Genomic DNA, 13,974 nt, shown 5'->3' with positions numbered 1-13,974 from the left:
GGATCGAGGGCGTTCGTCCCGACGGCGTGTCGGCCCGCCGTCGCCCGCTCCGAATTCAGGGCTTGTGCTGCCGTGCGGACCGCCGTGCGTCCTCCAGATCCATGCCGAGGCCGACTTCCGACGCCTCCCGGCGGACCGCCTCGGCGTCGATGGCGGTCACCTCGCCGCCCTCCTGCAGGACGGTGCCGTCGACCATCGTAAAGCGCACGTCGTCGCCGTGGGCGGCGAAGACCAGGTGCGAGAGCACGTCGTGGAGCGGGGTCGCACGCGTGAGGTCCGTGCTGAGCCCCACGATGTCGGCGCGCCAGCCCTCCCGAATCGCGCCGAGTTCGTCGAAGCCGGCGGCCCGCGCGCCGTTGATCGTCGCCATCTCGAAGATGTCGCTCGCCGGCGTCGCCGTCGGGTCCAGTCGATCGACCTTCCCCAGGAGGCTGGCCTGGCGCATCTCCGTGAACGCGTCGAGCGTGTTGTTACACGGCGGGCCGTCGTTGCCGAGGGCGACGTTGATGCCGCGGTCGAGGTAGTCCCAGACCGGCGCGACGCCGCTCGCGAGTTTCATGTTCGAGGACGGGCAGTGCGTGACGTGCGTGCCCGTCTCGGCGAGCACCTCGCGCTCGCTCTCGTCGGTCCAGACGCAGTGTGCCAGCACCACATCCTCGCCGGTGAGACCGACCTCGTCGAGCCAGTGGATGTTACGCATCCCGGTGTCCGCCTCCACCGTCTCGATTTCGCTCCGATTCTCGCTGGCGTGGGTGTGGATGCGGACGCCGTCGTACGCGTCCGCCAGCTCGCGCGCGCCGCGGAGGCACTCCTCGGAGCAGGAGACGGCAAAGCGCGGCGTCACGGCGTAGCGGATGCGGTCGTCGAACGAGCCGTGGTACTGCTGGATGAGCCGTTCGGACTCGTCGAGGGCCGCCTGGGTGTCTTCGAGCAGGTCGTCGGGCGACCGCTGGTCCATCAGGACCTTGCCGAGGACGCCGCGAATGCCGATTTCGCCCGCGGCCTCGAACGCCTCGTCGGCGTGGGCGACCGAGAGGTGATCGACACAGGTCGTCGTCCCGCTCTCGATCATCTCCAGGTAGCCCAGCTTCGCCGCAATCGCCATCTCCTCGGCGGAGAGCGAGGCCTCCATGGGGAGGATGTAGTCGAACAGCCAGTCCAGCAGTTCGGTGTCGTCGGCGATGCCGCGCCCGAGGCTCTGGACGGAGTGGATGTGCCCGCCGACCAGCCCCGGCAACAGCACGTCGTAGGACTGGTGCTCGTGGTCGGCGTACTGTGGGGCGACCGTCGACCGCTCGCCCACCGCCTCGATCCGCGATCCCGAGACGACGACCGCCCCGTCGGCGATCACCGTCTCCGAGTCCGCGACTACGGTTCCGGTCAGTAACATACGTTAGTTGAAAGCAGTCGCGGAACAAAAGCGTTCCCCCGTCGGAGGGCCGAATCGGGGACCGTCGCGGCCGAAATCGCGGTGGTGACCCGTTCGGCGGGGGCGTCCGTCCGCGACCGGGGTTCAGTCGTCGTCGACCGGTTCGGAGATGGGCGGGACCTCCTCAGTCCGGTCGAACAGCGGGCTGGACTCGCCGGGGACGAACGTGTTCAGCCCGAGCGCCACCAGACCGGTGACGATGACCGGCTCGCCGAAGAACGTCTGGGCGCCGGTCGGCAGCCCCGAGAGCGCGTTCGGCACCGTCGCGACGCCGAGTCCGAGACCGAGCGACGTGGCGATGATGACCATGTTCCGACGGTTCATCTCGATGTTCAGGAAGAGGAGCCGCATCCCGCTGGCGGCCACCATCCCGACCATGATGAGCACGGCGCCGCCGAAGACGGCGGAGGGAATCGTCGTCACGATGGCACCGATCTTCGGCACCAGTCCGAGCACGATCAGGATGCCGCCGCCGATGCCGACGATGTGTCGGCTCATGACGCCCGTGAAGTTGATGATGCCGACGTTCTGGGAGAACGAGGTCTGGGGGAACGAGCCGAAGACGGCGCCGAGGGCGCTGATGAACCCGTCGGCGAAGATGCCGCCGCGGAACTCATCCTCGGTCGGGTTACGACCCTCGGCGGCGGTGATGCCGGACATGTCGCCGATGGTCTCCATCCCCGAGACCAGAAAGAGGAAGGCGAACGTGAGCAGCGGGATCACCTCGAAGCTGAACCCGAACCGGCCGGGGGTGGGCACCGCGATCCACGCCGCTTCGTAGAAGGGGCTGAAGTCGACGACGCCGAACGCGATGGCGACGACGTAGCCGACGCTGATGCCGATGATGACGCTCAACATCCGCCAGACGCCGCGCAGGAGCAGGTTGAACAGGACGGCGATGGAGAGGACCAGTCCCGCGAGCCCGAGGTTCTGCATCGAGCCGAAGTTCTCGGCGCCGACGCCGCCGGCGGCGTACTGGATGCCGACCGGGACGAGATACAGGCCGATGATGACGACGATGAGTCCCGTGACGAGCGGTGGGAAGAAGGACTGGAGCCGCTTGAACTGCCAGCCCAGCAGGAACGGGACGACGACCGCCGCGGCCACGATGGAGCCGAACACGACGTCGAGGCCCGAGTTCGCGCCGATGGAGGACATCGCGCCGACGAAGGCGAAACTCGTCCCCATCACGATCGGGAGCTTCGCGCCGACCGGGCCGACGGTGTAGGCCTGGACGACGGTCGCCACCCCCGCGAAGAGGATCACCATCTGGACCAGGAACGTCGTATCCGCGGCGCTTACCCCCGCTGCCCCCGCGACGATGAACGCGACGGCCGTCGAGGGGACGATCATAACCGATACGTGTTGGAGTGCGAGCAGGAACGATTTCGTCAACGGTGGCTTCTCTTCCAGACCGTAGGCGAGATCTATTCCCTCGTCTGGGCTGTCAGGCATGTCTCGCCATACCAATGCAACTACTGATAATTAAAATCTTCTATCGAGAGAGTATTTTCCACCTCTTGAATATCGAAATAATACTATTCGGGCGGTGAGCCGACGGCACGCTCGGTGCCCGCTCGACGCGGACGGCCGCCGAGAGGGGGATATCTATAAAACCGCAGCCACACAGTTTCGGATATGAGCGACGGAAGCACTCATCCGTGGAGCGTCACGACCGGTGATCTGCGGCGACGGATGCGACGGGAGTTGGACCGCGACGCCGACGGCGTCGTCGTGACCGTGGCGGACGTCGACGGGGCCGCGTACCGCCGACCCGGGGCGAAGATGCTCGTCGACGCCGACGGCGCGCCCGTCGGTGCGGTCACCGCCGGGTGTCTCGAGGATCCGATCACCGAATCGTCGATGGACGTGCTCGATGCGGGGACGCCGCGGCGGGAGACGTTCGACCTGACGGAAGACGACGACGACACCTGGGGCCTCGGCCTCGGCTGTAACGGCGTCGTCGACGTCCTGCTCGAACCGCTCGACCGGAGCTGGGGCGCTCCGCTCGACGAACTCGGCACCGGGACGCCGGTGACGGTGCTGACGGTGACCGACTCGACGACATCCGAGGTGCCGGTGGGCGCCCGATCCTACGTGGTCGACGGCGGGCGGCCCCGCGGGGTGGCGGACCGCGACCCCGTGCCGACGGGCGTCGTCGACGGTGCGGACGCGACCGTCTCGGCGGTACACGGCCGTGAGAAGGCGACGACGGTCGACGTCGAGCACGAACGAGGGACGGTGTCGCTGCTCGTCGAGGGGCTCGAACCCGTCCGGAAACTGCTGTTGGTCGGCAGTCAGCCGGACGTCCACCCGGTCGGCCGCGTCGGCTCGAACGCGGGGTTCGAGGTGACCGTCCACTCGACCCGCGGCGCGCGCGGCCCCGAGGACTTCCCGAGCGCGGAGCGGGTCGAGACCGGTCGGCCGTCGACGGTCGCCGGGAGCGTCGCGGTTCCCGAATACACGTACGCGGTCGTCATGACGCACAACCTCGTCGACGACCGCCTCGCCGTCGAGACGCTCCTGTCCGAGACGGCGGTTCCGTACGTCGGCGTGATGGGACCGCGCGAGCGGTTCGAACGGCTTCGGGCCGAGAGCGATACGATCACGGACGAAGCCCTCGACCGCGTCGCGACGCCGGTCGGTCTCGACCTGGGCGGCGGGGAGCCGGCGGAAATCGCGCTCAGTGTCGTGAGCGAGGCCCTCGCCGTGAGCAACGACCGCGAGGGGGCGCGGTTGAAACGGAGGGAAGGGCCGATCCACGCGCGCCTCGAAACCCAGTAGCGGGCCGAGACGGCGTCAGCTCCCCCGGTACGTGGTGTAGCTCCCGGGGGAGAGCAACAGGGGGACGTGGTAATGCTCGGTCGGGTCGTCGATCAGGAACCGAACCGGCACCGCGTCGAGAAACGTCGACTCGGCGGCGCGCTCGCGGTAGTAGTCGCCCACCTCGAAGACGAGTTCGAAGGTGCCGGCCTCGATTTCGTCGGCGTCGAGCAACGGCTCGTCGACCCGGCCGTCGTGGTTCGTCGTCGCGGCCGTCACCCGCTCGCGCTCGCCGTCTTCGAGTCGGTAGAGCGTCACGTCGACGCCTTCGGCCGGCCCCTCGCGGCTCGTGTCCAGGACGTGCGTGGTCAGGCCGGCGGTCACTCCGCTCCCCCCTCGAGGTCGCTGTGGTCCATCGAGAACCGCTGGAAGCCGGTCGGGCGGGGCGGCTCCCGCAGCACCTTCGCGTCACCCTCCAGGTCGTCTTTGCGCACGCCCAGCCAGGTCTGGTTCCGGGACTCGAAGTTCACCTCGGCCAGCTGCGGGAAGCGCTCGAGCACCCGCAGTCCGATCTGATAGACGAGGTCCTGAATCGAGTTGACGTCCTTCTCGTCGAAGACCACCTGGGCGATGTCCCGAACCTGCTCGGCCGGGACGTACTCCTCGGGGTCCTCGCCGAGCGCCGCCTCGGGGTCGTCGTAGGTCCAGAAGATGTCGAGACCGATGTACAGCGTCCGGTTCTCCCGCTCCGGCAGCGTGGTGTACTCGTCCTGAACGTAGCCGACGAAGGAGTTGTCCTTCACCTTCACCAGTTCGATGCCGGTGACGCCGCTTCGCTGGTCCTCGATGACGACGTCGCCGTCCTCGCGTTTGAGGTAGTACTCGCCGAACGCGGATTCGTTGTCGGAGACGCGGAAGACCAGTTCGCTCGGCTCGAAGCCACCCTCGCCGTCCGGGACGGGCCGCTCGTCGAACTGGAGTTCGTCGGCGGACATGCGGACCGCCTCCATCTGGTCGTAGGTGTCGAGGAACTCCGAGCCGACGTAGTGAAGGAACCCCTCCACCGTCGCGCCGTCGTAGTCGCCGGCGTGGTGCAGGATGAAGTTCTTCATCGAGTCCGTCGCCACGACTTTGGAGTTGTCGCCGTCGCGGAACGAGGGGAGGAACTCCTCGCCCTCGACCTGAGCGCGCACCTCCATCCCGAGAAGCGTGTTCGGCTTCCCGGTGAAGTCCGATTCGGGGATCTCGCGAAGCCCCGTCAGCGGGGTCGCGTACGTCCGGTAGACGTTGACGTGTTTCTTACCGTAGTTCATCGTCCGTTCGTTGGCGTCTCGTTGGTCGTCGGTCATGGATTGTCGTTGGTATCGTCGTCGGTTATCGCTGCCACCGCGTGCAGTGATCGCTGTGCGCCGGCCTGCGGAGCGTAGCTCGCCGTGCTGTGCTCGTCACCGTCTACCAATCCGATTCATACGCGAGGTTAAAATTCTTTTGTTGTCTGATCGACAATTACTGAGACCGTCGTTACGACTCCAGTCGTTCCTCGAGTCGCAGGCGGGCGATGGTGTGGACCTCGTCGATGGCGGTTCGGAACTCCTCGTCCCGGGAGTGTTCGACCCGCTCTTCCATCGCCGCCCTGATTGCGTCGGGCGACTCGTCCCGGACCGCCATGATGAACGGGAAGCCGAAGGCGTCCCGATACCGCTCGTTCAACCGCTGGAACGCCTCGTACTGGTCCGGCGTCAGCTGATCGAGCCCGGCGGAGGCCTGTTCCTCGACGGAGGCGTCGGTCATCTCGGTGCGCTCGCCGAGGTCCGGATGCGCCCGCAGGAGTTCGAGTCGCCGCTCCCGGTCGGCGTCCTCGACGACCCGTTTCATCGACGCGTGCAGATCGTCGACCGAGTCGAAGGGGCGGTCGGCCCACGATCGCTCGGCCACCCACGGTGAGTGTTCGTAGACGCTCCCGAGTCGCTCCACGAAGGAGTCCCTGTCCGCTCGATTCAACGCCGCTATCGTAAGGTCGCTCATCGTCTTCCTGTCGTCGGTCCGCCCGCCACTTAAACCTCGTGCCGAGCGGAACAAGCGTTAAGAGCGGCCCCCGAGTAGCCCGGCGCATGTTCAGCACGGAGACCGACGCGAGACGACTCGACGGCGCGACGCCCGTCCCCGTGGAGCGAGGTGGCTGACGATGGCACGGATCGACACCGTCCTCACCGGGGGAACGGTCGTCACCGCCGACGCGACGTTCGATGGCGCGGTCGGTATCGACGACGGCACCATCGTCGGCGTGGGCGACGAACGCGCGTTTCCGGCGGCGGAGGAACGGATCGACGTAGCGGGCAACCTCGTCCTCCCGGGCGTGGTGGACCCGCACACCCACCTCGCGGGCTACAACTCGATCGACTCCTACGCGACCGGGACGGCCGCGGCGGCGGCCGGCGGCGTCACCAGCCTCCTGACCTTCGCCTGGCAGGGCTGGGACGACGGCGAGTGGGACGACGAAGGGACGCTCGCCGACGCCGTCGAGCGACACCGGCGGGGGGCCGAACCGCTCGTCGACTGCGGGGTGCATCCGGTCGTCACGCGGGAGTCGCGGGCGACCCTCGAGGAACTGCCGGGACTCGTCGACGACGGGGTCACGTCGTTCAAACTGTTCACCACCGACGACATCCGGCTGTCGAACGGGTTCATCGGCGAGGTGTTCCGACGGCTCGCCGACCTCGGCGCCGTCGGGATGGTCCACACGGAGGACTACTCCGTCTGCGAGCACCGGACGGAAGCAGTGAAGGCCGCGCCCGACGGGGCGTCGACGGCGGCCTACCCGCGGTCACGGCCGGACTACGCGGAGGCGATGTCGGCGGGGTCGGTCGCGCGCCTCGCCGTCGCGGCCGACGCGAAGTACTACGGCGTCCACACCACGTCCGAAGCGGCGGCAGAGGCCATCGACGCGGTGCGAACCGACGGCTCGAACGTCCGGGCGGAGACGTGTACGCACTACACCGCGCTCACCGAGGAGACCTACGAACGCCTCGGCAACCGGGCGATCATGGCCCCGCCGCTCCGGACGCCCCGCGACGTGGACGCCCTCTTCGACCGCCTCCGCGACGGGACGCTCTCGGTCGTCTCGACGGATCACGTCCCCCTGCCCCGCGACCGGAAGGAGGGCGGCCCGTGGTGGGAGAGCGCGTTCGGGATCAACAGCCTCCAGACGAGCCTCCCGGTCTTTCACGACGTGGCCGTCAACGAGCGGGGCCTCTCGTATCCGGCGCTCGTCAGGCTCATGTGCCGCAACCCGGCGCGGACGTTCGGCCTGCCGCGGAAGGGGCGGATCGAACCCGGTGCCGACGCCGACCTCGTCGTCTTCGACCCGGACGAGACGTACACCATCACGGCGGCCCGGAACCACTCGAACGCGGACTACTCCGTGTACGAGGGGCGGACGGTGACGGGTCGCGTGAAACGGACCTTCGTGCGGGGGACGCTCGTGGCCGACGACGGCGACATCGTCGCCGACCCGGGTCACGGCGAGTTCCTGACGCGTGCCGTGCCGGACTGGAGTTGAGGCGCGACGGAACTTTTATTCGAGACGCCGTCGTTGCGAGGAACGTGACACAGTTAGAGTTCGACGTCGACGGACAGGTGTTCGTAGCCGACCTGCTCGAGGACGAAGCGCCTCGGTCGGTCGAAGCGCTCCGGGACTTCCTCCCGCTCGAATCGGAGTTGATGCACGTGCGCTGGAGCGGCCACGCGACGTGGATCAACATCGACGAGATCGATCTCCCGGAGATTCCACGCGAGAACCACACGGTCTACCCCTCACGGGGCGACATCCTGCTCTATCCGGGCTACCGGAACGAACAGGAGATTCTGGTCCCCTGTGGGCCGACGTGTTTCAAGAGTCCCGCGGGCGAGCTCGCCGGCAACCACGTCGCCCGCCTGAACGCGTCGCGGGAGGAACTCCGCGAACTGGAGGAGGCGACGCTACAGACCGGCGCGAAGGATATCGTCGTCCGGGAACGGTAGCGGGCTGTCGGGCGATTTTTTCGGTATCGTGGTGGAGAGCCGCGGCTGTGAGTCCGTGATCCGGCCGACGCGCCGGTATATTAACATTGGAGCGGCTGCAAGGGGCGGTAGAGCATGAGCACCACGGAGTCCGTACACCGATGTGTAAGCGAGGAGCGCCTCCGCGACGACATCACCACGAACGCGGAGTTCGGCGCCATCCGGACCGACGAGGGACACGGCCGCACGGTACTGACCGGGACGGACGCGAACCGGCGAGCGCGGGAGTATCTGGTCGACCGACTCGACGCCGCCGGCCTCGACGTGCGGGTCGACGCCGTCGGTAACATCACCGGCCGGTGGGTGCCCGACGGCGCCGATCCGACGACGCGGGCGGTGGCGTGCGGGAGCCACCTGGACTCCGTGCCCGAAGGTGGCATCTTCGACGGCGTCCTCGGCGTCTACGGCGGGCTGGAAGCCGTGCGGGCGCTTCAGGCGGCCGACGCCGACGTCGACCGGCCGATAGAGGTCGTCTGTTTCACCGAGGAGGAGGGCGGGCGGTTCTCCAACGGCGTCCTCGGCTCGTCGGTCGCGAGCGGGAAACGGAGCGTCGAGGACGCCCTCGCACTCGAGGACGGCGACGGGGTGACACTCGACGCCGCCCTCACCGACATCGGCTTTCGGGGCACCGACCGCCTCGACGCGAGCGCGTGGGACTCGTGGCTCGAACTCCACGTCGAACAGGGGGAACGCCTTCAGGACGCGGGTGCGGCCGTGGGGATCGTCTCGGCGATCACCGGGACCATCCGGTGTGCGGTCGAAATCGAGGGGGAAGCGGACCACTCCGGGTCGACGACGATGGCGGAACGGACGGACGCGCTGACCGCCGCGAGCGAACTCGTCCTCGAAGTCGAGCGCGCGACGAACGACGTGGTCGCCGAGAACGGCGACACCGTCGTCGGAACGGTCGGGAAACTCGACGTGGCGCCCAACGCGATCAACGTCGTCCCCGGGCGCGTCGAACTGGGCATCGACGTCCGCGACGTGGAGTACGAGTCGATGGAATGGATCGTCGCCCGTGTTCGGGACTGTCTGTCGACGCTCGAAACCGACCGCGGCGTCGAGACGACGTTCGAGCGGCCGTACGACATCGCCCCGAGCGCGATGAGCGAGCGGTGTACGACCGCACTCCGGGACGCGGCGGCGGCGATGGACGTACCGTCGCTGTCGCTGCACTCCGGGGCGGGCCACGACACCATGCATATTGCGAGCGTCACCGAGGCGGGGTTGCTGTTCGCGCCCTCTCGCGGCGGGTTCTCGCACAGCCCCCGCGAGTGGACGGACTGGAGTAGCTGTGCGACGGCGACGCGGGTGCTGACGGCCGGACTGGCGACGCTGGCACGCGAATGAGGCACGGTACCGAGAGTCACTAAGCGTTCGTCGAATGAAAACAGGTGTGCGACCGACACGTCGAGACGCGATCAGACCCTCGACTCCGACCCGTGGGTGGCCATGTTGATGTTCACCTCGATGACGTTCGCGGCGCGCTGGACCTGCTCGGGGAGTTCCTCGTCGAACGGCGTGCCCTTCAGCCGACTCGTCGGGCCGGCGACGCTCAGCGAGCCGAGGACGGTGTCGTCGCGGTCGATGACCGGGGCGCCGACGGCGCGAAGCCCCTCAACTTCCTCCTCGTCGTTGTACGCGTAGCCGCGCTCGCGAACCGTCGCCAGTTCGTCGTGGAGTTCGTCCCGATCGGTGATGGTGTTTTCCGTCCGCTCGGGCAGGCCGTGTTCGTCGAGGATGTCGTCGACGCGGTCCTCGGGGAGAAAGGCGAGGATGGCCTTTCCCGTCGCCGTGCAGTGGAGCTGGTCCGGCTGCTGGAGTTTGTCCGTCTGGTAGCCGCTCCCGACGGCGTCGCTGCCGCGGACCTTGTAGAGGTTGATCCCCTTGCCGTGCTGCTCGGTGAAGAGGTTCGCGTACTCGCCGGTCGTCTCCGCGAGTTCCTCCACCTCCTCCTTGCCGTACCGATAGAGGAGGTTGCGGTTCCGGACGTACTCACCGGAGAGGAGCAGTTGCAGGCCGAGTTCGTACTGGTCGCCGTTCTTGACGACGAAATCCTCCGCCCGGAGCGTGGCGAGATAGTGGTACGTGGAACTCTTCGACATGTCGAGGTGGTCGGCCAACTCGGTGACGCCGGCACCGTCGAGCGTTTCGAGCGCCTTGATGACCTGCGCGGTGCGCTCCACAGTCTTCAGCGTGCGCGGCGACCCGTCCGGATTCGGTTCGGCTGTCATGCGTTCCCGTACAGCACGGTCGCACTTAATCGTTTACCTCTCGCGAACGACGAAGACGGGAGATTGGACGGACCGATCAGTCCAGCGGCGATTCAGTACCCGAACGAGGGTCCGATACGTCGAATCGCGACTGTCCGTCCACTCTCGGGGCGTGGGACCCGCCTCGAACCGGCGGCGTGACGCGCAGAGGCGTTTTTGAAATGCGAACGAACGGTGCTGGCGTGCCGACGACTGTGATAACAACAATATGCTTGTTATTTGAATGGCGGGAGCGGCCGTCTCACAGCAACGTTTTTACGATCCGCGTTCGAGACACGCGTACGATGGATACGGAACTGCTCGGACAGCAAGCCAGCCTCGAGGTACGGAACGTCGGCGGCATCGACGAGACGGCCGTCGCGTTCGACCCCGGGATCACGATTCTGACGGGACGGAACGCGACGAACCGCACGTCGTTGCTTCGCTCGATCATGGCGGTCATGGGAAGCGACGACGCCTCCCTCAAGGCGGACGCGGACGAGGGACGCGTCGACCTGACGGTCGGGGACGAATGCTACGTGCGAACGTTCACGCGGTCGAACGGCACCGTGACGACCGGCGGCGAGCCATTTCTGGACGATCCGGAGCTCGCCGACCTCTTCGCGTTTCTGCTGGAGTCGAACGAGGCCAGACGGTCGGTGGCGATGAGCGAGGACCTGCGCGAACTCATCATGCGCCCGGTCGACACCGACGCCATTCACGCCGAGATTCGGGAACTCGAACGCGAGAAGTCCCGGATCGACGACGAACTCGACGACTTGGAGGACCTGAAAGGTGACCTGCCGGAGCTCGAACGGAAGCGGAGTCGGCTCGAGGACGACATCGAAGCGAAACGCGAGGAGCTAGCGGCGAAAGAGGAAGACATCGAGGCGCTGGACGCCGACGTCGACGAGACGCGAGAGGAGAAACGGGAGCTGGAATCGCGGCTCGACGACTTACGCGAGAAGCGGTCGGCGCTGGAGCGGGTCCGCTCGGACATCGATCTCCAGCAGGACAGCATCGAGTCGCTCACGGCCGAGCGACGGGAGCTGGAGGCCGAACGCGAGGAGCTTCCCGACGCGCCGATGGGCGAACACGCCGAACTCGACGACGAAATCGAGCGGCTTCGTGGACGAATCGACAGCCTGGAACGCGAAGTGAGCGACCTCCAGGACGTCATCGGGTTCAACGAGGACCAGCTCGACGAGACGGGGGCGATCACGTCACATCTGGACGCGGGTGACGACGAGGGGGCCGTGACGGACGCGCTCGTCGACGACTCGGTGGTCTGTTGGACCTGTGGCTCCACCGTCGAGACGGAGCGAATCACGAGCACGCTCGATCAACTGCGGTCGGTCCGCCAGGAGAAGTTGGAGACGACGCGGTCGCTCGAATCCGAGCTGGACGAGTTGAAAGAGCAGCGCCGGACGTACCGGAAGCAACAACAGCGCCGGGAGTCCATCGACCGCAAGCTCGACGACGTCGCGACCGAACTCGACGACCGCGAGGAACAACTCGAGAGCCTCCGCGAGGAGCGCGAAGACCTCAACGACGACATCGAGGCGCTGGAAGCGGAGATCGAGACTCTGGAGTCCGACGACTTCGGCGACGTACTCGACCTCCACAAGGAGGCGAACCAGCTGGAGTTCGAACTCGGCCGCCTCGAATCCGACCTCGACGACGTGACCGACCGGATCGGGTCGATAGAGGAGCGCCTGACCGAGGAGGAGCAGCTCCGCTCCCAGCGCGAGGAGGTCGACGCGGAACTGCGGAACCTCCGGACACGGATCGACCGGATCGAGGAGAACGCCGTCGAGCAGTTCAACGAGCACATGGCGGCCGTCCTCGACATCCTCGGCTACGACAACCTCGAACGCATCTGGATCGAGCGGGTCGAGCGCACCGTCCGGGAGGGACGACGGAACGTCGACAAGACGCTGTTCGAACTCCACATCGTCCGCAGCACCGAGAGCGGCGCGACGTTCGAGGACACCATCGACCACCTCTCGGAGAGCGAGCGCGAGGTGACCGGCCTCGTGTTCGCGCTCGCGGGCTATCTCGTCCACGAGGTGTACGAGACGGTGCCGTTCATGCTGCTCGACTCGCTGGAGGCCATCGACTCCGAACGCATCGCCGCGCTGATCGAGTACGTCGCCGACTACGCCGAGTTCCTCGTCGCCGCCCTCCTGCCCGAGGACGCACAGGCACTCGACGACGACTACACCCGCGTGACGGAGATCTAGTCGTCCTCGCAGTCACACCCACCGCGTTCGAGCAGTTCGGCGACGCCGTACTGGGCGCCACAGTCCTCACAGAGCACGTCGACGTCGACGAACAGGCGGAACGTGCCGAGGGTGAGCCGGTCGGTCGACCGGAGGCGATCCAGACTCCCCTCGGTGATCGAGCGCAGACGGGATCGAAGGCGCTGGATCGTCTCCAGAACGCTCTCGATCTGTTCGGTCGCGGACGGCTCCTCGTACTCGGCGTCGCGGTACTCGGTCAAGTAGGAGCGAATGGCCTGATACGTGACGAAGTCGCGTTCGAGTCCGTCGACGTCGACGCCGTCGCGTTCGAGGCGCGCCCGCGCCTCCGTCCGCATCCCGCTGCTCACGTCGTCGGCCGTGAGGAGTCGATAGAGGTTCTCCACCTCGCCGCTGACCGTCGATGCCCCGGCCGCGGTCAGCGCGCTCTCGAGGAGCCGCCGGTTGAAGCGGTCGGCGAGGTCACGGAGACTCTCCCGCTCGTCGCCGTCGGCCGTCCAGCGTCGTTCGAGTTCGTCGCCGTACGTCACGCCGAGGTCGTACTCGTCGATCAGTCGGGCGACCTTGCTGGATGGTCGGCCGCCGTCGTCGCCGTCGTGTGCCATATTTCCGTAATCGAGGAGGGCCGAATATATAAATTGCGTGCCGAGGAGCCGACGGCCATATGATGGAGCCGAGTGATGGCGATTGGAGATAACAAAATTATTGATGTTAGTCAGTTTCGGCGAATCACCGATCCGAACGGCTGTTCGGCAGGAGTGAATTTCGGTGGGTCGGCGCGCGTGGGTCAGGAGTACGTCGCTCGGAGCCCGAGGTGGTAGACGTTCCCCTCGGTGACGACGTAGCCCAACTCGACGAGCGTCGTGAGGTGGTTGTGAATCGTACTCTTCGAGGCGTCGAGGTCAGCGGCGAGTTCCGTGACGGTCGCGGACAGTCGTTCAGCGAGAACTACGAGGTCCAGCAGGTGGGCGAGAACCTCGTCTCACAGGCGGCCGACAGCGCTCACCGACCGGGAAGGCGCTGTTCGGGAGCGTCGCACAGAAGGTGACCCGCCAGTCGCCCGTGCCGGTGCACAGCGTCTCGGTGGGGTGTGATTGGTGACGAGAGGACGGTGATCGGCAGAAATGTCATATAAATATTATATTCGAAAAATAAAAGGTAGATGATACGAATGCGTGCGAGGGGCGTCTTCAGTGACACGTACGACGAG

14 protein-coding genes are annotated in these 13,974 nt (G+C 66.7%); 6 read left to right on the top strand and 8 right to left on the bottom strand.

Annotated features, from left to right (window positions below):
* Nucleotides 1–55: 55 nt before the first annotated feature.
* Together DU484_RS08185 and DU484_RS08180 are read right to left on the bottom strand one after the other, a co-directional pair.
* A complete protein-coding gene (locus DU484_RS08185) occupies nt 56–1,390 on the bottom strand; it encodes a 5'-deoxyadenosine deaminase (protein WP_114605661.1) in 1,335 nt (444 codons plus the stop codon).
* Between the two features lie 123 nt (nt 1,391–1,513).
* Complete coding sequence (locus tag DU484_RS08180; protein ID WP_114605660.1) at nt 1,514–2,884, bottom strand: uracil-xanthine permease family protein; 1,371 nt, start codon at nt 2,882–2,884, stop codon at nt 1,514–1,516.
* 183 nt (nt 2,885–3,067) lie between these two features.
* Between DU484_RS08180 and DU484_RS08175 the strand changes: the two genes are divergently transcribed.
* A complete protein-coding gene (locus DU484_RS08175) occupies nt 3,068–4,213 on the top strand; it encodes an XdhC family protein (protein WP_114605659.1) in 1,146 nt (381 codons plus the stop codon).
* A 15-nt stretch (nt 4,214–4,228) separates the two neighbouring features.
* Here DU484_RS08175 and uraH read toward each other — a convergent pair whose 3' ends face one another.
* The 3 genes from uraH to uraD all read right to left on the bottom strand — a co-directional run bounded on the left by uraH (nt 4,229) and on the right by uraD (nt 6,217).
* Complete coding sequence (gene uraH / locus DU484_RS08170; protein WP_114585543.1) at nt 4,229–4,576, bottom strand: hydroxyisourate hydrolase; 348 nt, start codon at nt 4,574–4,576, stop codon at nt 4,229–4,231.
* Nucleotides 4,573–5,541 (bottom strand): factor-independent urate hydroxylase, encoded by a 969-nt coding sequence (gene pucL / locus DU484_RS08165; RefSeq protein WP_245957306.1) that lies wholly within the window; start codon nt 5,539–5,541, stop codon nt 4,573–4,575. The genes uraH and pucL overlap by 4 nt, the downstream gene beginning before the upstream one ends.
* Before the next feature lie 172 nt (nt 5,542–5,713).
* Nucleotides 5,714–6,217, bottom strand: coding sequence for a 2-oxo-4-hydroxy-4-carboxy-5-ureidoimidazoline decarboxylase (gene uraD, locus DU484_RS08160; RefSeq protein ID WP_114585542.1), 504 nt, complete (start codon nt 6,215–6,217; stop codon nt 5,714–5,716).
* A 160-nt stretch (nt 6,218–6,377) separates the two neighbouring features.
* Between uraD and DU484_RS08155 the strand changes: the two genes are divergently transcribed.
* From DU484_RS08155 to DU484_RS08145, 3 genes are all read left to right on the top strand, one after another.
* Nucleotides 6,378–7,751: a dihydroorotase gene (locus tag DU484_RS08155; RefSeq protein WP_114605658.1), complete on the top strand. Its 1,374-nt coding sequence runs from the start codon at nt 6,378–6,380 to the stop codon at nt 7,749–7,751.
* A 44-nt stretch (nt 7,752–7,795) separates the two neighbouring features.
* Complete coding sequence (locus DU484_RS08150; protein WP_114585540.1) at nt 7,796–8,212, top strand: DUF3830 family protein; 417 nt, start codon at nt 7,796–7,798, stop codon at nt 8,210–8,212.
* Between the two features lie 114 nt (nt 8,213–8,326).
* Nucleotides 8,327–9,601 carry a Zn-dependent hydrolase gene (locus tag DU484_RS08145; RefSeq protein ID WP_114605657.1) on the top strand — a complete coding sequence of 425 codons (1,275 nt, stop codon included), beginning with the start codon at nt 8,327–8,329 and terminating at the stop codon, nt 9,599–9,601.
* Nucleotides 9,602–9,672: 71 nt separating this feature from the next.
* Here the strand turns inward: DU484_RS08145 and DU484_RS08140 are convergent, their stop codons facing one another.
* A complete protein-coding gene (locus tag DU484_RS08140; RefSeq protein WP_114605656.1) occupies nt 9,673–10,485 on the bottom strand; it encodes an IclR family transcriptional regulator in 813 nt (270 codons plus the stop codon).
* Nucleotides 10,486–10,808: 323 nt separating this feature from the next.
* Between DU484_RS08140 and DU484_RS08135 the strand changes: the two genes are divergently transcribed.
* Entirely contained in the window at nt 10,809–12,746 is a 1,938-nt protein-coding gene (locus DU484_RS08135; protein WP_114605655.1) for an archaea-specific SMC-related protein, read from the top strand.
* Here DU484_RS08135 and rdfA read toward each other — a convergent pair.
* The gene (gene rdfA, locus DU484_RS08130) at nt 12,743–13,369 is read right to left on the bottom strand and encodes a rod-determining factor RdfA (protein ID WP_114585536.1); all 627 of its coding nucleotides are present in this window, start codon (nt 13,367–13,369) and stop codon (nt 12,743–12,745) included. The genes DU484_RS08135 and rdfA overlap by 4 nt on opposite strands.
* A 182-nt stretch (nt 13,370–13,551) precedes the next feature.
* The gene (locus tag DU484_RS08125; RefSeq protein ID WP_245957315.1) at nt 13,552–13,698 is read right to left on the bottom strand and encodes a helix-turn-helix domain-containing protein; all 147 of its coding nucleotides are present in this window, start codon (nt 13,696–13,698) and stop codon (nt 13,552–13,554) included.
* Between the two features lie 86 nt (nt 13,699–13,784).
* Between DU484_RS08125 and DU484_RS20380 the strand changes: the two genes are divergently transcribed.
* A complete protein-coding gene (locus tag DU484_RS20380; RefSeq protein WP_394338759.1) occupies nt 13,785–13,865 on the top strand; it encodes a hypothetical protein in 81 nt (26 codons plus the stop codon).
* The last annotated feature ends 109 nt before the right edge of the window (nt 13,866–13,974 follow it).

Origin of the sequence: Haloplanus rubicundus (assembly GCF_003342675.1) — an archaeon.
Lineage (GTDB): Archaea > Halobacteriota > Halobacteria > Halobacteriales > Haloferacaceae > Haloplanus > Haloplanus rubicundus.
The sequence above is the reverse complement of the archived record's forward strand: the minus strand, read 5'-3'. Positions and strand labels throughout refer to the sequence as shown.

Excerpts from the sequence above, each read along its gene's own strand:
- DU484_RS08135 (WP_114605655.1), top strand. The coding sequence starts at position 10,809 with ATGGATACGGAACTGCTCGGACAGCAAGCCAGCCTCGAGGTACGGAAC.
- DU484_RS08185 (WP_114605661.1), bottom strand. The coding sequence starts at position 1,390 with ATGTTACTGACCGGAACCGTAGTCGCGGACTCGGAGACGGTGATCGCC.
- uraD (WP_114585542.1), bottom strand. The coding sequence starts at position 6,217 with ATGAGCGACCTTACGATAGCGGCGTTGAATCGAGCGGACAGGGACTCC.
- DU484_RS08155 (WP_114605658.1), top strand. The coding sequence starts at position 6,378 with ATGGCACGGATCGACACCGTCCTCACCGGGGGAACGGTCGTCACCGCC.
- DU484_RS08175 (WP_114605659.1), top strand. The coding sequence starts at position 3,068 with ATGAGCGACGGAAGCACTCATCCGTGGAGCGTCACGACCGGTGATCTG.
- DU484_RS08140 (WP_114605656.1), bottom strand. The coding sequence starts at position 10,485 with ATGACAGCCGAACCGAATCCGGACGGGTCGCCGCGCACGCTGAAGACT.
- pucL (WP_245957306.1), bottom strand. The coding sequence starts at position 5,541 with ATGACCGACGACCAACGAGACGCCAACGAACGGACGATGAACTACGGT.
- DU484_RS08145 (WP_114605657.1), top strand. The coding sequence starts at position 8,327 with ATGAGCACCACGGAGTCCGTACACCGATGTGTAAGCGAGGAGCGCCTC.
- DU484_RS08180 (WP_114605660.1), bottom strand. The coding sequence starts at position 2,884 with ATGCCTGACAGCCCAGACGAGGGAATAGATCTCGCCTACGGTCTGGAA.
- rdfA (WP_114585536.1), bottom strand. The coding sequence starts at position 13,369 with ATGGCACACGACGGCGACGACGGCGGCCGACCATCCAGCAAGGTCGCC.